Consider the following 17,595-nt stretch of genomic DNA (forward strand, 5'->3'; position numbering starts at 1 on the left):
CAGCTTATGCTCCGGCTGAAACACGAAATCGGCCCAAACAGTATCTAACACAAAGATTTCTTTCGCAACCATCGGACCGTTGACCGCCAGCATCCACGTTTTGCCATCGCCAAGCGTCGGATTGACGTGTGCGAAATCGGTGAAGTTCGGCCACCGGTCCGTCGTATCCGTCCCGATGTAAACCGGCGTGTGCAAATAGCAGAGACCATTGACGTTCCGCACGCTATCCCAGGAATACGAGTAGCCGGGCCGAAAAATGTCAATCAGGTGATGGTACTGGTCCGAAGTGCTCTCGTAGCTCCACATCTGGAGCCCATTGCCCGTGACCTCCATCGTGAGACTATGCGTGAAGTCATCGATCCCGCGCATTACGTCATAGGGGAAGCAACTGAGATCGATGTTACCACCCGCATTCTCTGAAAACGAAACCGCCGAACTGGACATGGGCTCAGAGCGGTGAAAACGGTTCGAGCTGGTATCGGTGTGGTCGACCCAGCGATTGTAAGAGATATAGCGCCAATCGCCCGGAAACAGTCCGCCGCCAAACCTCGGCCTATTCTCATACCAGTTTCCCCCATAAATGCTCAGCCCGGGATTTGGATAGGTGTTGCCCGGATACGGCATGACCCCACCACCGATCTGCAGTTGATCCTTCGGAATGCCGAGTCCCGTAGCCGAGTCCGGCGGCAGGTCAATCCCGACGTTGCCATTCGAGAGAATCGTCAGGCGTTCGAAATCGGTGTCGATGACTGCGAGTGGCAGCGATGCCGAATCCGGACTCGTCGCGAACCGGATCGCACCACCGAGCGATCCGCCGAAACTGCGCCAGAAGTCCGTGAGGATCAGATCGCCGTGGTTCGCGCGCAACACGAAATCCTGACCTCTGATGAGCGATGAGTACCGCAGCGAATCCACAGGTGTCAGTGGAATCAGTCCAAGGATTCCGGACGCGTTGGTATTCGTTGATGTGGCTTGCGAGAACCGCAGAACCGCTGGCCTTGTGAGCGAGTCCGTTGAATCGTAGTGGATGTGTAACGCATTCCACGGACCGCCGTCGAGTTGCGTGCCGATTCCAACGGGTGGATTGCTCGGCCATTTCTGCGTCCCCGTCGAGTTCGTGACGCCCTGCGAAACCGCTTGTCCGCTAATCGAGATCATGCCAAGGACCAATAGCACGGAAATACTACAACGTCTCATCTTGAACCTCCTGTTTTTGATAATAACTTCGAGAACCAGGGTTTGTTACTAACTACTTGGGCAAAACTACGAAATAATCACACTCATAGTGTGAAAGCTAATTCGCGAAGCTGTCGGAAATTGCGGCAGTGGATATTCGCAGAACTGTAGGGGATAATATTAGAGGCTACCGTCACAAGAAGAATTACACGCAGGAAAAACTTGCGGTGCTCTCAGGCTTGCACATCAACTACATTAGCTCGGTCGAGCGTGGTGAACGCAATCTTGGAATTGTCAATCTCGTAAAGATTGCAAAAGCTCTTCGAATTCCTTCCGAGTACTTACTCATTCCTCGTTCGCACGAATCAATTGGTCCGGCGGTCAACGCTGCAAAGAAGGTTTGAGTATTTCGTGCGGTTCTAAGCTGGCAATCGAACTCGCCGCAAGATGCCGAAATTGCACTGGATTGGCGGGTGTCCCGAGGAAGCCTATTTTGTTGGACGAATTATTTGTAACCGTAGGCACTCTCGAGCGTTTTAAACATAGAGCATCATGCGATTAATCAGGAGGAAGGGTCTCGCGGGAACGCGCGCCGATGGAATGGCTGCGCCTCGCGAAGCTTTGTCTACCGCGCCGCATGAATCAGCCACCGTTCTGGATGCCTTCGCGGATTCGCTCGCAACTCCGATCGCCGGTGCCACCATTGCGAGCACAGCCACCGAGCCGCGCTATCTCAGCGATGAGGATCTCTGGCAAGCGTTCAGGTCCGGTGAAGATGCAGCGTTCAGTATGCTCTATGCCCGGTATGGCGACAGGCTCTATGCGTACCTGAAATTCTTGCTCGCCCATGCGCCCCGGCATTTGGACGATGTATTCCAGGAAACCTGGATCACGGTATTCAAGGAGCGTGGCGCGTTTCACGCAAATACGACCAATGCATTTAGTGGCTGGCTCTTTCGTGTTGCGCATAATCTTGCGATCAGTCAGGTGCGGCGCGATCAAAAGACAATTCCGATCGACGACCTCGATTTTGACAGCGAACTGATCGAAGGCTTTGTCGTGGAGGCCGCGCAGGAAACATACGGGACGCCGAATCCTGATGAGGTCATGCACCAGGTTTCTTTGGCTGTCGAAGAACTGCCGCTCCTATTGCGAGAAGTATTCGTGCTTTCGGAGTTCGATCATCTGACGCTCGAACAAATCGGTGAGATGCTCGGCATCTCACGCACGAATGCGAAGGTTCGGCTCTTCCGTGCCCGCCGCGAAATTCGCGAGCGACTGGCTAACGTTTTGGATTTATAACGCTCAGCGGGAATCTTGCCCGCGACGGAGATAGGTATGGCAATAAATGAAGAACGGATTTTGGATTTCCTCGATGGCCGGCTGAACTCCGGTCAGGAAGAGGAATTATTGCACACGCTGGCCGTCTCGCCCGAACGGCGGGGGCTGCTGCGCGCCCACATGCGGCTCCGTGAGTTGACAAGTAACCTCGCGAGCGCCGAGCGCTTGAGCGTCCCGAAACACGTGACCAGTCAGCTTTTTCGGACGTTGCAGACGATGGGACTCTCGGCCACCGCCAGCACCGATCAGATTCTGACGAATGCGCCCCAACTCGCAAAGCTGGCACTTGCCGAAAAGACCGCTGAGACGTTCGGGACATCCGCGATTGCCGTTGGCACCGGCTGGCAGTTGAGCTTTGCCTCGATTGCCGCAGCCACGCTCCTTTCGTTCACACTTGGCGCTGGCGCCTACCATGTCTTCGCGCGAAGCCTTGGATTGACCAGCGTGCCAGAAGTCCGGACCATCGTTCAACTGGTGCCTCAGCCAGCGACACCATCGCCGGCCAATCTCCAAAGTAAGGCGACTTCTCCCATGCATTCCGACGAAGCGCCTCTCTCGCTCGATCACACGACCAACATCAGAGCCTCAGCACCGGCTGCGCCAACGGTGTCAACTCTGCCAGGTTCGTTCGAGGGCGGACCTTCGATCGCATCCGCTTCTCCACTCGATAGACCAATCCTGCCAGAGAAGTCCGATCAATTCACGAAGCTTGCCAGCCAGCATTTGATGGCTCGAGCAATCGAGACACCGCTCGAAAGCGAGAAAGGAACCATCAGCTTCCGATATGGCACCGGTGTGATGCCGACCAACAATATCAGCTCGATGAGCTCTCTTTCGGAAGTGAAATTTCGTTGGACATTATGGAATTACGTCGTTGGCCAGGCATCACTGGGTCAACTTCAGAGCTTCGTCCACGAAGCCAAGTTGAATCCCGACCCGAGAAAGCAAGGCGAAATCACCACGGAGGAAGTGGCGAACAGCACCTTCGTGATTGGCGCGGAAGCCGGCTTAACTTTGGACCCACTGCATTTGCCATTCGAAGCGACCGGAGGATTCCTCGTCGATGGGGCAGGCACCCCATACTTGCGTACCGGCATCTTCGCACACTATGAGCCATTCGAGGCTCTGAGTATCATCGCCGGTATCGAGGGGGTCTGGTACACGCATTCGATTCAGAAGTCCATCGATCAGAAGGAAATGATGTATCAGGACTTCTCTCCTCATCTAAAGCCAGGATCGGCGCAGGGCAACGAAACCGCCGGGTTCTTTGGACCATCGCTTGAATTCGGCTGGCATTTCTGAGAATCTGGCACTCCGCCAAAACAATTCGTGTTGAAGCGAAAGCCCACCGTTCGGTGGGCTTTCGAACATTTGTTGGTCCAGAACGCCATGAAGGGGGAGGCTACCATTGAGAATCGATTCACGGGAACATCATGCGGCCACCCATTCTATACCCTCTTCCCCCGACTCTGACAAAAGCAGAGTAGAGCTGCCGAGCATTAAGATTCGGGTTCGCGGCCTGGGTGAAGGTGAAAATCCGGTCGATTTCTCTGTGGACGCCGCTGTTCTGGATTATGCGCCATTCGAAGACACCGTTCGAATCCACGGATCATTAGTCAGGGCTGGCGAACAAATACACCTGAAAGCGACGGCCTCGGCAGAAGGATCGTTCGAATGTACCCGATGCACCGAGCCATTTCGTCGCATAATCGACGCCCCAATCGCACTTGAATTCGTGCCTCCTCGACTGGAGCGGGACCCCAACGATCCTAACGTCCATGTGTATGATGCGGCAATCAATGCATATCTGGACATCACCGAAGATGTTCGCGATGCGCTGGCATTGGCCATCCCAATGAAACATCTCTGCCGGCCGGACTGCAAAGGGCTTTGCCCTGTCTGTGGAAAGGACCTCAACAAGGGTCCCTGTGGCCATTTGGAGCAGAGCGAGGAGGAAATCAAGTTTCCGGCACTCAAAAGTTTAGGTGAGCGTTTGCGTGCCGAAGAAGGGAATGCCGGGCCTTCCGAGCACGGGTTGTCCGACCGCGGACAGTAACGTTTTTCGTCCCTTTTCGATTTTTAGAGCGACATCATGCCAAATCCAACACATAGGAATTCACGGACCCGCCGCGATAAACGCCGGACCCATTACAAGCTTTCGAAGCCATCGTTTGGGAACTGCCCGAACTGCGGTTCGCCGAAACTACAACATACCGCGTGCGCGAGCTGCGGCTTTTACCGCGGTCGTTCGGTCTTCCAGCCGAAGGTCCAAAGCTGATCAACGCCTCGGGAATGATGAATGATGGATGATGAAGCGACCAGTTCATCATTCGCCATTCATCATTTATCATTTTGTCGATGACTGCCGCGCAAGCGCTTGTCGCCACTTCAGACCAACCTCTTACGATCGCACTCGATGCGATGGGTGGCGATTTTTCGCCGGCCAATGAAGTTGGTGGTGCGCTCCAGGCCGTGCGCGAACGAAAGGGTCGGCTCAAAGTCCTTCTCGTTGGTGTCCGTGAAGAGATCGAGCTGGAATTGAAGCGTGCCAATGCGATGGATGAACCCGGCATTGAGCTCGTTGCAGCTTCTGAAGTAATCGGGATGGAGGATGAGCCGGTTGCAGCGCTGCGGCAAAAGCGTGATTCTTCCATCGTCATTGGCTTCGATCTCGTAAAACAAGGACGCGCTTCAGCGTTTGTCAGTGCCGGTAATACAGGTGCAGTCATGAGCGGCGCGACGCTGCTGTTGGGTCGGATTCCAGGCATCAGCCGCCCGACGATTGGCTCCATGTTCCCACGACCCGATGGCGGCTTCACACTCCTCTTCGATGTTGGTGCAACAGTGGATTCCAAAGCAATCCATCTTCGCGAGTATGCCATCATGGGGTCGATCTATTCCGAGCAGATTCTGGGAATAAAGAATCCGCGCGTGGGGCTTCTGAGTGTTGGTGAAGAGCGATCGAAAGGCAACGAACTTGTTTTCGGCACAACGGAGCTGCTCGAAAAGTCGCACGTGAATTTTGCGGGAAATGTCGAAGGTCGCGATGTGTTCAAATCAACGGTCGATGTGATTGTTTGCGACGGATTCGTCGGCAACATCGTATTGAAGCTCGCCGAAAGTATGTTAACCGTCATGAAGACGATCATCCGTAACTATGCCTCACGCGGGATCTGGCAAAAGCTGAAGGCTGCCATTGCCGCCTCGGTGCTGCGTGAGTCGCTGAAGGACTTCGATTATCAGGAGCACGGCGGCGTGCCGTTGCTTGGTGTGCGTGGTGTGACCATCATCGGCCATGGCCGGTCCACTCCGAAGGCGCTCAAAAACATGATATTCAAGGCAGAAGAAATGGTCGAAAAGAAGATCGTCGAGAAAATCGCCCATGCGGTCGAGGTCGAAACCGTACCAGCATAATACAGAACGAATTGTCAGCTTACAAACTCCACGCAGCCATTACGTCCGTCGGTCATTACGTACCACCGGACGTTCTCGATAACGCCTTCTTCGAATCGTACCTCGATACATCCGATGAATGGATTCGCACGCGGACCGGCATTAAAGAGCGGCGCATCCTGAAACAAGGCGCGACCAGCGACATGGCCGTACTCGCCGCGAAACAGGCGCTCGAACGACGTGGCTGGACACCCGATGATGTCGAGCTGATCATCTGCTGTACCGTGACACCGGACATGATGTTCCCATCCACGGCGTGTCTCATTCAGGAGAAGCTCGGCGCGAAGAACTGCTGGGGCTACGATCTGGTGGCTGCGTGTTCGTCATTCCTGTTCGGCGTTGAGACCGCTGCGCAATTCGTGACATCAGGACGCTACAAACGTGTGCTGCTGATCGGCGCGGACAAGATGAGTGCGATCGCAGATTATCAGGACCGCAACACCTGCGTTCTCTTCGGCGATGGCGCCGGAGCGATCACGCTCGAGCCTTCGGAAGAAGAGATTGGAATTCTTGATTCCTATTTGCGCGTGGATGGAAGTGGCGCGCCATTCCTTCACATGAAGGCTGGCGGCAGCCTCCGCCCGGCATCACACGAGACGGTCGAGAACCGTTGGCACTACGTTTATCAGGAGGGCAAGCAGGTTTTCAAGCGCGCTGTCGTGGACATGGCCGAATCCTCAGCCCGTGTGGTCGAGCGTAATGGAATGACAGGCAAGGATATCTCCTTCCTTGTCCCTCATCAGGCAAATCTTCGCATCATCGATGCCGCCCGCGAGCGCATGGGGCTCTCGCCAGAGCAGGTGATGATTAATATCCAAAAGTACGGCAATACGACCAGCGCGACAATCCCGATATGTCTTAGCGAGTGGTGGGCCGATGGCAAACTCAAGAAAGGTGACAATATTGTCCTTTCCAGTTTTGGCGCGGGGTACACGTGGGGAGCAATTCTCGTCCGCTGGGCGTACTAACCGATTCGCACAATGATTGCTCACATTTTTCCCGGACAAGGCTCGCAATATCCCGGCATGGTGAAGGAATTCGCCGAGGCCTTCCCCGCTGCACGTGCCCGACTCCAGGAAGCTGATGATCTGTTGCACATCAATCTTTCCCGAGCGATGCTCGAAGGACCCGAAGACGTTCTTCGGCAAACAGATTACACCCAACCGGCCATCTTTCTGCATTCGATCATCGCGCTCGAGTTCGATGAAGAGCGCGCGCCGGCGCAGGCAATGGCCGGTCACTCGTTGGGTGAGTATACGGCGCTCTGTGCTGCCGGCGGACTCGAATTTCGCGATGCGCTTTCGCTGGTCCATTTGCGCGGCCAACTCATGGCCGAAGCCGGACGCCGCAAATCTGGCACGATGGCTGCGATCATTGGAATGGATGCCAATAAGTTGACTGCAATTTGTGAAACCGTCGAAAGCGAACTGGAGACGGTCGTTCGCCCAGCGAACTTCAATTCGCCGGGCCAAATTGTCATCTCAGGGACTGGGCAAGGCGTTCAAGAAGTGATGCGCCGCGCGAAAGCAGAAGGCGTTCGAATCGCCAAAGAGCTTTCGGTTTCGGGCGCATTCCACTCGCCACTTATGCAGTATGCCGCGGATGGACTCCAAGAGGCGCTTGCTTCGACGGACATTACATCTCCGGATGTGCCGGTCTTCAGCAATGTGAGCGCCGAGCCAGTCGAGGATGCAGAAGATATCCGGAGACTTCTCATCGAGCAATTGACAGCGCCGGTCTTGTGGGAGCAGTCCGTTAAGAATATGTACGACTTCGGCATTCGCGAGTTTGTCGAGTACGGTCCGGGCAAAGTACTGCAAGGGCTTATCACTCGCACGCTGACAAACGTGAAAGTGACGGGTGTTGAAAAACCAAAGGCGGTGGCCGCATGAGTCAGGAAGCAAATCAAAACGAACCAATGCCAGAGAGCGACGAGATTCCTGAGAGCCGGATTGCACCGATCACTGTCGGTGGCTTGCGCGTGGACGAGATCATCTTCACGCACGGCTTTGTCGATTACTGCAACATCTCGCTCTGCGGTGGCGGATGCTGTCATTCCGGCGTCTATGCCGATCTGGGCGAGCGCGATCAAATCCTCGCGCACGCGACCGAGATCGCGGCAGCGATGGACGAGACCCAGGACACCGACACCGACACCTGGTTCGATGGCGAGATCATCGACGATCCCGATTTCCCTTCCGGTCAGGCCGAAGGAACGGACGTACACGAGCGCGATGGTGGTATTTCCGGATTTACCGAAGGCTGCGTGTTCTTGGACAAGCGGCACTTCTGCTCGATCCAGGTTGCTGCGGCCAATGCCGGACTTCACCGCTGGGCCTGGAAACCACGATACTGCATCCTCTTCCCTGTTACGGTCGTCGAAGGGACGATAACGTATGACGATTCACACTCGGAGGATTTGCATCACTGCGGGCCTGCCGGTGCAGGAAAGTATGTGCACAGCGTATATGAGTCCATGCGCGAAGAGTTGACCCATTTTCTGGGCAAGGATGAATTCGCGAAGCTGGAAACCTATTATCAATCGAACCGCGAGCGCTTTGAAGCCGCACGCTTAAGCGATAGTCTTATTCAAATCACTGTATGAGCGCAGAGAAACCAGCGTACATGAAGGCCTCCTGGCCCGAGGATCAGCCGGTTGGGGGACCAAAACGGGTTGCCGTCGTAACGGGTGGGGCTCGTGGTATCGGGCGGGCCATTGTCGAAGAGCTGTTTCATCAGCGGTTCACTGTCATATTTCTCGACTACGTTATCGGCGAGGATGCGATTGCGTTTGCGGAGAGTCTGAATGCGAAGGTTGTATTGCCAAAAGTTAGTCTGGTCCACTACGAGCAACTCGACGTGACAAACGGCGTAGCTGCCCAGGTTGTAATTGATAAAATCGTTGCCGAGCACGGCCAGATCGACGTTCTGGTCAATAATGCGGGTATTACCCGCGATGGGCTTCTGATGCGGATGTCCGAGGCCGACTGGGACGCCGTGCTGAATACCAATCTGAAAGGTGTTTATAATGTGACCAAGGCGGCCATTCGGCCGATGATGTCGCAAAAACGCGGGAAGATAATTAACATTGCCAGTGTTGTGGCGCTCACGGGCAACCCCGGACAAGCGAATTATTGCGCGTCCAAGGCGGGTGTGATCGGATTTACCAAGTCGATCGCAAAGGAAGTCGGGTCGCGCGGGATTACTGTTAATGCCGTTGCCCCAGGCTTCATCGAGACGGAAATGACCGCCAAGTTGAACGATGCGCAGCGCGAAGCAATGCTCGCGTTGGTGCCCCTGAAACGCCCCGGCAAACCCGAAGATGTGGCGCGCGTTGTGAGCTTCCTCGCTTCGCCAGCCGCCGATTATGTCACCGGACAGACGATTGTCGTCGATGGTGGCATGGCAATGTAGAACGTAACGAGCAATGAGTAACGAGATAATGGACTACGTACTCGTCACATCGCTCGTAAGTCGTTACCCCGTAAGTTTTCAACTTTAACATATACTAAGACACATGGCAGATCCGAACGTTGAATCAAAAGTCAAGGAAATTATCGTCAGTAAGCTTGGCGTCGAGGAATCACAAGTGACGACGAACGCGTCGTTTACGAACGATCTTGGCGCGGACTCGCTCGACACCGTCGAACTCGTCATGGAATTCGAGAAGGCGTTCAATCTTCAGATTCCCGATGAAGATGCCGAAAAGATCCAGACCGTCGGCGATGCAGTCAGCTACATCAACGCAAAGAAATAACGTATTCTCACGCCAGAACGGACTTCCGAGTCGATCATGTCAAAGACCCGCCGCAGAATAGTCGTAACCGGTATGGGCGCGATCACGCCGCTTGGGCTGAATCTCGTTTCATACTGGGACGGCCTCGTCCATGGCCGCTCCGGTGCGGCGCCGATCACGCGCTTTGATGCGTCGGACTTCGACACGCGTTTCGCCTGCGAGGTGAAGAATTTCAATCCGCTTGATTTCATCGATCGCAAGATGATCAACCGGATGGATCTCTTCACCCAATTCGGGGTGGCGGCGAGCGACATGGCGATCAAGGATGCCGGTTGGTCCCTCGATACGATGGACCGCACTCGGTTGGGCGTGGTCTATGGCTCCGGGATTGGCGGAATGTCCACCTATCAGATCCAGCAGGAGACGCTCTACCAAACCGGCGGCCCACATCGGATCTCCCCGTTCTTCGTCCCGATGCTCATCAGCGATATTTGCGCTGGCTACATCTCGATGCGACACGGACTCAAGGGTCCCAACTACGCAACGACAAGCGCCTGCGCGACCAGCAGCAATGCGATCATCGATGCCGTCATGCTAATCGAGCGCGGCCTCGCCGATGCTATTGTGGCGGGCGGCGCCGAAGCGGTGATTTGTCCGATGGGCGTCGGCGGATTCAATGCGATGAAGGCGCTTTCGACCCGCAATGACGAGCCAGAGCGGGCCAGCCGGCCGTTCGATCGCGAGCGCGATGGATTTGTCATGGGTGAAGGTGGAGCGACACTGGTTTTGGAGGACCTCGAATTTGCGAAAGCCCGTGGCGCACGCATTTATGCTGAGCTTTCCGGTTTTGGGATGTCTGCAGATGCTTATCACATCACGCAACCTGCGCCCGGAGGTGAGGGAGCCGTCCGCTCGATGAAAATGGCTGTTGCGGACGCGCAAATGAGTCCATCGGACATTCAGTATATTAATGTTCACGGGACATCCACCTTGCCTGGCGACATTAGCGAGACGGAAGCCATTAAAGTTGTATTTGGCGATCACGCTCGGAAAGTGGCCATCAGCTCGACCAAGTCGATGACCGGCCATCTGCTCGGCGCGGCCGGAGCGGTCGAGGCGATTGCCTCGGTGCTTGCAATTCATTATCAGACGGCGCCTCCAACCATCAACTACGAATTCCCGGATCCGGCGTGCGACCTGGACTACGTTCCAAATGTCGCGCGCCCAATGAAGATCGACGCCGTGCTCAGTAACGGATTCGGTTTTGGCGGTCATAATGCCTCCCTCATTTTTACGCGGTTCGAGGAGTAGTTTGGCATTGTTATCGCGAGTATTTTGGTCCATGCTCCATATTTGTGATATCGGATAGAAACGAATCTCGGCATACGAATTCCGGCGAACGAACGCGGCGAGCGCGATTGCTCGAACGCCTCCGCGACCGTGTCGATCATTACCGTGAAATCGGACGCGCCCGCCGCGAACGTCTTGAATCGCGGGCCTTTGTTAAAGGACGCCGCCCTGAACAGCCATCCGCCGATTTACTGGGACGCGCCTCCCAAGTTGTACCCGGCACGGCACGGCCAGTCCTTTCAGCCAAAGATTTTGATGAGCTTGAGCGCCGCATCGGTTATACCATCAAGCACCGCGCTTATTTTTTGCAGGCGCTGACCCACCGCTCTTATTTACAGTTTGTAGACAATACCTCACTTCGCTCGAATGAGCGCCTGGAATTTCTTGGCGATTCCATTCTGAATCTGGTCATCGCAGAGTATCTCTACGGCGAATTCGAATCCTTACCAGAGGGTGAACTCACAAAGCTCCGGTCACGACTTGTAAGCGGCGCATCGCTAGCCCAGCACGCGTCCGATATCGATCTTGAGCATTATCTCTTACTTTCTACTTCTGCGCGCGCCGCTGTGGATCGTGGTTCGGCAACCTTGCTGGCTGATGCCTATGAGGCGCTGATTGCGGCAATCTATCTCGATGGTGGAATGGACGCCTCCCGCAACTTCATTTATCGCCACATCATCACGCACACGCGGCGGGATGAGCTGATGTTGTCGGACCATAACTACAAGTCGATGCTCCTGGAGTTTGTCCAGGCGCGCAAACTGGCGTCGCCGAAATATGTCACAGTCCGCGAAGTCGGTCCGAACCATGCGCGCACGTTCTCGGTCGATGTTCACGTCAGTGGCATGAAGCACGGTTCCGGCGAAGGACGCTCGAAAAAAGAGGCAGAGCAAAATGCTGCGCGTGAAGCACTGGAATATCTCGGTGTGCTTACTCCGGAAGCTTCCGAGGAGTCACATCCGATCCAGAACGCAGACTAGCTTCCGGCAGGATGACTGTTACGATTTCGCCTATTCCTATTGTCACCGCCGATTCGAAGCCGTGTGGTTTGATTGTTGGACCGGACAAGTCGATTCTCCATCGTTTGCTGATTCTTGGTTCACTGACGCGCTCGCTGATTCGCATTCCTATCCGGTCCATCGAGTCACTCTCGCATGATGTGCTCGCTACCGTGCTGGGACTCGAATCCCTTGGGGTGCCGATTGAGATCACATCGGATGAAATTGAACTTCAGGGTGTGGGCCGGCATGGTTTCCGTGCGCCAGGTCACACAATCAACTGCGCGAATTCTGGCACGACCGCCCGGCTGCTCATGGGTTTGCTGGCGGGACAATCATTCGAAAGCACGCTTGCAGGGGATCGATCGCTCAGCGCACGCCCGATGAAGCGGCTGGCAGATTTGCTGGTGGGGATGGGCGCCGCAATCGAAACAACGGCAACCGGTAGCCTGCCTGTGAAGATCAAAGGACGGGCGCTCAAAGCCTCCGAAATCACATTGCCGGTTGCCTCGGCGCAGATGAAGACCTCCCTCCTGCTGGCCGCGCTGTTTGCGGATGGAAGGACATCCATTCGCGAACCGCTGCAAAGCCGTGACCACACCGAGCGAATGATGACGGCCTTTGGCTATGATCTTGTTGCCGAACCTGATCGCTGGATCCGGCTCGAACCATCAGTTCCTGACGATTTGGAAGAAGAATTTGTCTACGAGGTCCCCGGCGATATTTCAAGTGCGGCTTTTGGCGTTGTCGCTGGCATATTGCTCCACAAGCATACGGAGTTGAAGAATGTCTCACTGAATCCGACGCGAACCCGATACCTTGACATTCTCGCACTCATGGGAGTTGAGTTTGAAGCGACCAATGTCCGCGATTCGTTTGGCGAAGCCCGGGGCGATCTTCATGTCTATGGTGACCGAATGGATGGTCCGCTTGCTCCATTCGAAATCACGCCTGACGATGTTCCTTTGCTACTCGATGAGATTCCAATTCTTGCCACGCTCGCACTGTTCGCCGATGGGACCAGCACTATTCGAGGTGCTCGTGAATTGCGCGTGAAAGAGACCGACCGTCTGCGATGCCTCGCGCAACAATTCACGGCTTTTGGCGCGGAGATCGCGGAAGTGGAAGACGGACTTTCGATTGTTGGGATTCCGAACCGAACGCTGCGCGCTTGCGCGATCGATCACGGCGGCGATCATCGGCTTGTCATGGCATTCGCCATTGCTGGGCTCTTCGCCGATAATACCGTGACCGTTCCGGAAGCAGAAATCGCCGCGGTCTCCTATCCGGAGTTTTTTGAGCATCTCGCTGCTCTCGCAGGCGAGCATCAGATCACATACCAACGATGAGACCCCTGAAGGCCGCGCTAATCGGCCGCTCGCTGACACATAGCATTTCGCCGGAAGTGCATTCCGCACTATTCCCATACGTATGCCCTCCTCAGCTAAAGTACAGATACGATGGCATCGACTATTCAAAGATCGAGTGCGCGGACGAGAATGAAATGCTTGACATCATACGGGGCGGCCTGCTCAAGGGGACACACGGGTACAACGTCACCTTTCCCTATAAGGATGTTGCAAGCCGGCTTTCGGGCGAGGTCGATCCCGTCGCTCGCGATATCCATTCGGCCAATACGATCGTTCTTATTCCCGGGGGTGCCAAAGTATATTCGACCGATGGATTAGGCTTTCGAGAGGCTCTTCACAAAGAACAACCGTCGCTCGCGCCTTCGCAGTATCAATTGATTGTGCTTGGCGCTGGCGGGGCCGCTCGCGCTGTTATCCAAGCTGTATACAAAATGGGATGGGGCGAGATTACAGCATGTGCCAGATCGCTCGATCACGCTCGCTTTGCCTTTGGCCATTATGGCAACGTAAAAACAAGCACGATCGCCGAGTTGACTCCGACACCACTGTGGAGGCTGGTCGTACAGGCGACGCCCGTCGGTCAGCGGTCCCGCGAGTCGCTGTTGGAAGACTTCGATTGGCGGCCGGGCGATATTGCGGTCGATCTTATCTATAACCCGCTCCGAACGCGATTTCTCGATACTGCGGCGAGCGGCGGCGCCACCATCATTTCCGGTTTGGGAATGCTTATCGAGCAAGCAGCGCTTTCGCAGTATATTTGGATCAAAGAGAAGCCCGCAAATACTACCCTCTTGAGTGTGAAACACTATCGAGAACTATATACTGAGCTTGCCAAATTCGTAACGCCGAGATGGGACGACTCCGCTATTTAACCGCCGGCGAATCGCATGGCCAGTGCCTGACCGGAACTCTCGATGGAATGCCATCGGGGCTTTCGCTCGTGGCCGAACGCGATATCAATCCCGCCCTCCACGAGCGCCAGCGCGGCCATGGGCGATCCCATCGACAGCAAATTGAATCAGACTCCGCGACTATCACTTCCGGCGTTCGGAATGGAGTGACGACCGGCGCGCCGATCGCCATCACGATCCAGAACAAAGACTGGCAACGCTGGAAAGAGCAGATGGCAATCGAGCCAAATGACGTAGAGCCCAACCGGGTGACGATCCCCCGTCCCGGCCATGCCGATCTTGCGGGTGGAATCAAGTATGGTCACACGGATGATCTTCGGAATATTCTGGAACGCGCCAGTGCCCGTGAGACGGCGATGCGCGTGGCCATCGGTGCGATTGCCAACACGTTACTCCGCACACTTGGGATCGAGTCGATCGCATTCGTGAAGTCCATTGGCACCATCGAAGACCAAACACAAGATGATCCCTTTGCCTTTCGCACACGATTGGCAACGAGCGCTGTTCGAGTATTCGATGAAGCGTGCGAGGCAGCCGTTGTCGCTGAAATTGACAAGGCTCGTTCTGATGGCGATACGCTTGGCGGCATAGTAGAGTGTAGATTTCGAGGCGTGCCACTCGGCATCGGAAGTCATGTCCAGTCGGACCGCAAATTGGATGGGCTTCTGGCGCAGGCGGCAATGAGCATTCAGGCAGTCAAGGCTGTGGAAATCGGTGCGGGCATTCGGGCAGCGCATGCGCGCGGCTCCTCGAATCACGATGCCATCGTGCAAAGCAACGGGTCGATCGCCCGCTCTTCGAACAATGCCGGCGGAATCGAAGGCGGCATGTCAAACGGTGAGGATATTATCGTTCGGGCTGCGATGAAGCCAATCTCGACGCTGATGCGACCGCTCCAGTCAATCGATCTTGCCACAGGCGAAGCGACCAAAGCGCACATCGAGCGCAGCGATGTCTGCGCGGTACCAGCCTTAGCCGTGATTCTGGAAAATGTTGTCGCGCTCACGCTCACATCCGAGTTGCTCGAGACGTTTGGAGGCGACACGCTTGTCGATCTACTCACCCGCGTGGAAGAACGTCGTGACCGCATGAAGATGAAACCAGCGATCGCTCACGCATGACCTGGCGCAATCGCAATCTGTATTTAATCGGCTTGCCGGGCGCGGGCAAGTCCGCCATTGGCCATGCTCTTAGCCAACTGCTTCAAAAGTACCGGTACGAATTTATCGACCTGGATACAGAGATCGAGCGGACGGCCGGCAAGACCGTTGGGCAGATCTTTTCGGAAGATGGCGAAGCCGCATTCCGTTCGTTTGAGACGACTGCATTGTTACGAGCAGCGAATTCGAACAGTCATCGACTCGTCGTGGCAACCGGCGGAGGGGCGGTAACAACTGCGCTCAATCGATCGATCATGCGCGGCTCCGGGATTCCGATTTGGATTGACGTGACCGTTCGCGATGCGACAAAAAACGTGTTGTCGGACATTCTTCAGGGCCGCGACCGTCCGTTGTTTCGTGCCACAACAGCCGACGAGTTACGCGGTAAGCTCCGCGATCTGCTCGAAGCGCGGCGTCCCTACTATGAGGAAGCACAACTACATTTCGTGACCCGCAGTCCGCGCGGGGATGAGCGCACTCCGCAGGAACTTGCCCGAGAGTTATTGACGGCACTCGATAATATGTCGCTTCGGGTGGCTCTTCATCCTCGGTTTCGAACGCTTCTGGCCAGTAGTGCACTCGGCAATTATCCGATTGTTCTCGGTAATGGCTGTGCTGTACGTGAACTGCCTCACACCATACGGGCACACGGCGCGAAGCAGATTATTACAGTCACCGATGCCAACGTTGCCTCCTTACATGGCGAAGCATTCCAATTAAGTCTGAATCGGGCTCTCGGCCGCGGCTATACGCTGCAGACCATTGTGATCGATCCGGGAGAATCCGCAAAGAACGAGCGAACCCTCTTTGAACTGTTGCAGAGATTCAACGAGTATCATGCAACGCGTCGGAATACAATCGTCGTCGGGCTTGGCGGCGGTGTCCTCACCGACATCACTTCTCTAGCGGCCAACTTGTATCATCGGGGACTGCCGACGATCTTGGTACCAACGACACTCATCGGTCAGACCGATGCAGCGATTGGCGGAAAGACCGGGATCGATCTGTTCGGTGTCAAGAATCTCATCGGCACGTTCTATCCACCACGGCAGGTCCTGATCGATCCGTCTTATCTCAAGACGCTCCCGAAACGCGAACTTCATGCCGGACTTGCAGAAGTGTTCAAATATGGGCTGATCGGCTCGCGCCCAATGTGGGACACGCTCGCGGGCCGAGTGCGCCGCCTGGTACGTGGTGTCGATCTCGCGTATGAAGAGACAATCCATGATTCGGTCCTGCAAAAATTACGCTACGTCGAGTCCGACGAGTTCGATCAAGCCGGCGGCATTCGAGAGCGTCTAAATTTCGGTCATACGTTCGGCCATGCGCTCGAAGCGGCCACTCAGTTTACCGCGCTGCTCCATGGCGAAGCGGTGTTACTTGGAATACGAGCAGCCGCGTGGCTCTCGAACGAGTTGGGGCATTTGTCCGCGGATGATTGGCGAGAAATCGAACTGGTGCTGGGACACATTCCCGTTAAAGCGAATGTGCAGACCGATGCAGAGGTAATTCTCAGAGCGTTTGGCAGCGACAAAAAGCACGACTCGAACCACCCGGGCAAGCACCGCGTCATACTACTTCACGGCATTGGCGAGGCATTCGCGACATCAATTTCCGAAGCGGACGCAACACGCGCGATCGAATTCATGCTAACACTCGTATGAACATCCTTGTCCTGAACGGCCCCAACCTGAATCTGCTCGGCGAGCGCGAGCCGGAAATCTATGGCCGGCAAACACTAGCCGACATCGAGGAAATGCTGCGGCAAGAAGCTGGCAGATTTAAGACTGATCTTCATTTTCTACAGTCAAATCACGAGGGGGTGCTAATCGATGCCATCCATGCCGAGCGTAAGTGGATGGATGGGCTGATCTTCAATCCGGGCGCGCTTGCGCATTATTCCTACGCACTGCGTGACGCCGTGGCCTCTGTGATGAAACCAATGGTGGAGGTCCATCTTTCCGATCTTTTGTTGCGGGAGGAATTCCGGCACAATAGCGTGTTCCAAGGCCTGCCGAACGTTCGACTGATTATGGGCCGTGGAGCGCAAGGCTATCTAAGCGCGCTCCGGCTGTTGGCCGATGCAGTCTGACTGGCACA

19 protein-coding genes are annotated in these 17,595 nt (G+C 55.4%); 18 read left to right on the forward strand and 1 reads right to left on the reverse strand.

Translation table 11 applies throughout. From position 1 onward, the window contains the following. On the reverse strand, positions 1–1,197 hold a 1,197-nt coding region (locus Q8902_13935), incomplete at its 3' end, for a hypothetical protein (GenBank protein MDP4200659.1). Between the two features lie 128 nt (positions 1,198–1,325). Here Q8902_13935 and Q8902_13940 point away from each other — a divergent pair. The 18 genes from Q8902_13940 (at position 1,326) to Q8902_14025 (ending at position 17,587) form a co-directional block, all read left to right on the forward strand. After that, a complete protein-coding gene (locus Q8902_13940; protein ID MDP4200660.1) occupies positions 1,326–1,580 on the forward strand; it encodes a helix-turn-helix transcriptional regulator in 255 nt (84 codons plus the stop codon). 148 nt (positions 1,581–1,728) lie between these two features. Continuing rightward, positions 1,729–2,478 carry a sigma-70 family RNA polymerase sigma factor gene (locus tag Q8902_13945; GenBank protein ID MDP4200661.1) on the forward strand — a complete coding sequence of 250 codons (750 nt, stop codon included), beginning with the start codon at positions 1,729–1,731 and terminating at the stop codon, positions 2,476–2,478. A gap of 36 nt (positions 2,479–2,514) precedes the next feature. Then, positions 2,515–3,819, forward strand: a complete 1,305-nt coding sequence (locus Q8902_13950; GenBank protein ID MDP4200662.1) for a hypothetical protein — start codon at positions 2,515–2,517, stop codon at positions 3,817–3,819. Between the two features lie 250 nt (positions 3,820–4,069). Beyond that, the gene (locus tag Q8902_13955) at positions 4,070–4,573 is read left to right on the forward strand and encodes a DUF177 domain-containing protein (GenBank protein ID MDP4200663.1); all 504 of its coding nucleotides are present in this window, start codon (positions 4,070–4,072) and stop codon (positions 4,571–4,573) included. Positions 4,574–4,609: 36 nt separating this feature from the next. Further along, complete coding sequence (gene rpmF / locus Q8902_13960) at positions 4,610–4,795, forward strand: 50S ribosomal protein L32 (GenBank protein ID MDP4200664.1); 186 nt, start codon at positions 4,610–4,612, stop codon at positions 4,793–4,795. 80 nt (positions 4,796–4,875) lie between these two features. After that, positions 4,876–5,931: a phosphate acyltransferase PlsX gene (gene plsX / locus Q8902_13965; GenBank protein MDP4200665.1), complete on the forward strand. Its 1,056-nt coding sequence runs from the start codon at positions 4,876–4,878 to the stop codon at positions 5,929–5,931. An 11-nt stretch (positions 5,932–5,942) separates the two neighbouring features. Further along, positions 5,943–6,938 carry a beta-ketoacyl-ACP synthase III gene (locus Q8902_13970; protein ID MDP4200666.1) on the forward strand — a complete coding sequence of 332 codons (996 nt, stop codon included), beginning with the start codon at positions 5,943–5,945 and terminating at the stop codon, positions 6,936–6,938. A 12-nt stretch (positions 6,939–6,950) separates the two neighbouring features. Next, entirely contained in the window at positions 6,951–7,862 is a 912-nt protein-coding gene (gene fabD / locus Q8902_13975) for an ACP S-malonyltransferase (GenBank protein MDP4200667.1), read from the forward strand. Continuing rightward, positions 7,859–8,575 (forward strand): DUF3109 family protein, encoded by a 717-nt coding sequence (locus tag Q8902_13980; protein MDP4200668.1) that lies wholly within the window; start codon positions 7,859–7,861, stop codon positions 8,573–8,575. Before fabD ends, Q8902_13980 begins: the two co-directional genes overlap by 4 nt. Positions 8,576–8,595: 20 nt before the next feature. After that, positions 8,596–9,384 (forward strand): 3-oxoacyl-[acyl-carrier-protein] reductase, encoded by a 789-nt coding sequence (gene fabG, locus Q8902_13985; GenBank protein ID MDP4200669.1) that lies wholly within the window; start codon positions 8,596–8,598, stop codon positions 9,382–9,384. A 103-nt stretch (positions 9,385–9,487) separates the two neighbouring features. Continuing rightward, on the forward strand, positions 9,488–9,727 hold the full coding sequence (locus Q8902_13990; protein ID MDP4200670.1) for an acyl carrier protein: 240 nt from the start codon (positions 9,488–9,490) through the stop codon (positions 9,725–9,727). A gap of 36 nt (positions 9,728–9,763) precedes the next feature. Next, positions 9,764–11,017 (forward strand): beta-ketoacyl-ACP synthase II, encoded by a 1,254-nt coding sequence (gene fabF / locus Q8902_13995; protein MDP4200671.1) that lies wholly within the window; start codon positions 9,764–9,766, stop codon positions 11,015–11,017. A 44-nt stretch (positions 11,018–11,061) separates the two neighbouring features. Then, on the forward strand, positions 11,062–12,036 hold the full coding sequence (gene rnc / locus Q8902_14000) for a ribonuclease III (GenBank protein MDP4200672.1): 975 nt from the start codon (positions 11,062–11,064) through the stop codon (positions 12,034–12,036). An 11-nt stretch (positions 12,037–12,047) separates the two neighbouring features. Beyond that, positions 12,048–13,403, forward strand: coding sequence for a 3-phosphoshikimate 1-carboxyvinyltransferase (aroA, locus tag Q8902_14005; GenBank protein ID MDP4200673.1), 1,356 nt, complete (start codon positions 12,048–12,050; stop codon positions 13,401–13,403). After that, entirely contained in the window at positions 13,400–14,296 is an 897-nt protein-coding gene (locus Q8902_14010; protein ID MDP4200674.1) for a shikimate dehydrogenase, read from the forward strand. The genes aroA and Q8902_14010 overlap by 4 nt, the downstream gene beginning before the upstream one ends. After that, on the forward strand, positions 14,275–15,456 hold the full coding sequence (gene aroC / locus Q8902_14015; GenBank protein MDP4200675.1) for a chorismate synthase: 1,182 nt from the start codon (positions 14,275–14,277) through the stop codon (positions 15,454–15,456). The genes Q8902_14010 and aroC overlap by 22 nt, the downstream gene beginning before the upstream one ends. Next, positions 15,453–17,159, forward strand: a complete 1,707-nt coding sequence (locus Q8902_14020) for a bifunctional shikimate kinase/3-dehydroquinate synthase (protein ID MDP4200676.1) — start codon at positions 15,453–15,455, stop codon at positions 17,157–17,159. Before aroC ends, Q8902_14020 begins: the two co-directional genes overlap by 4 nt. After that, entirely contained in the window at positions 17,156–17,587 is a 432-nt protein-coding gene (locus tag Q8902_14025; GenBank protein ID MDP4200677.1) for a type II 3-dehydroquinate dehydratase, read from the forward strand. Before Q8902_14020 ends, Q8902_14025 begins: the two co-directional genes overlap by 4 nt. Positions 17,588–17,595: the final 8 nt, after the last annotated feature.

It is taken from the genome of Bacteroidota bacterium (assembly GCA_030706745.1).
GTDB lineage: Bacteria > Bacteroidota > Ignavibacteria > Palsa-1295 > Palsa-1295 > PALSA-1295.

Excerpts from the sequence above, each read along its gene's own strand:
- Q8902_13945 (MDP4200661.1), top strand. The coding sequence starts at position 1,729 with ATGCGATTAATCAGGAGGAAGGGTCTCGCGGGAACGCGCGCCGATGGA.
- Q8902_13950 (MDP4200662.1), top strand. The coding sequence starts at position 2,515 with ATGGCAATAAATGAAGAACGGATTTTGGATTTCCTCGATGGCCGGCTG.
- rpmF (MDP4200664.1), top strand. The coding sequence starts at position 4,610 with ATGCCAAATCCAACACATAGGAATTCACGGACCCGCCGCGATAAACGC.
- plsX (MDP4200665.1), top strand. The coding sequence starts at position 4,876 with ATGACTGCCGCGCAAGCGCTTGTCGCCACTTCAGACCAACCTCTTACG.
- fabD (MDP4200667.1), top strand. The coding sequence starts at position 6,951 with ATGATTGCTCACATTTTTCCCGGACAAGGCTCGCAATATCCCGGCATG.
- Q8902_13980 (MDP4200668.1), top strand. The coding sequence starts at position 7,859 with ATGAGTCAGGAAGCAAATCAAAACGAACCAATGCCAGAGAGCGACGAG.
- fabG (MDP4200669.1), top strand. The coding sequence starts at position 8,596 with ATGAAGGCCTCCTGGCCCGAGGATCAGCCGGTTGGGGGACCAAAACGG.
- Q8902_13990 (MDP4200670.1), top strand. The coding sequence starts at position 9,488 with ATGGCAGATCCGAACGTTGAATCAAAAGTCAAGGAAATTATCGTCAGT.
- fabF (MDP4200671.1), top strand. The coding sequence starts at position 9,764 with ATGTCAAAGACCCGCCGCAGAATAGTCGTAACCGGTATGGGCGCGATC.
- aroA (MDP4200673.1), top strand. The coding sequence starts at position 12,048 with ATGACTGTTACGATTTCGCCTATTCCTATTGTCACCGCCGATTCGAAG.
- Q8902_14010 (MDP4200674.1), top strand. The coding sequence starts at position 13,400 with ATGAGACCCCTGAAGGCCGCGCTAATCGGCCGCTCGCTGACACATAGC.
- aroC (MDP4200675.1), top strand. The coding sequence starts at position 14,275 with ATGGGACGACTCCGCTATTTAACCGCCGGCGAATCGCATGGCCAGTGC.
- Q8902_14020 (MDP4200676.1), top strand. The coding sequence starts at position 15,453 with ATGACCTGGCGCAATCGCAATCTGTATTTAATCGGCTTGCCGGGCGCG.
- Q8902_14025 (MDP4200677.1), top strand. The coding sequence starts at position 17,156 with ATGAACATCCTTGTCCTGAACGGCCCCAACCTGAATCTGCTCGGCGAG.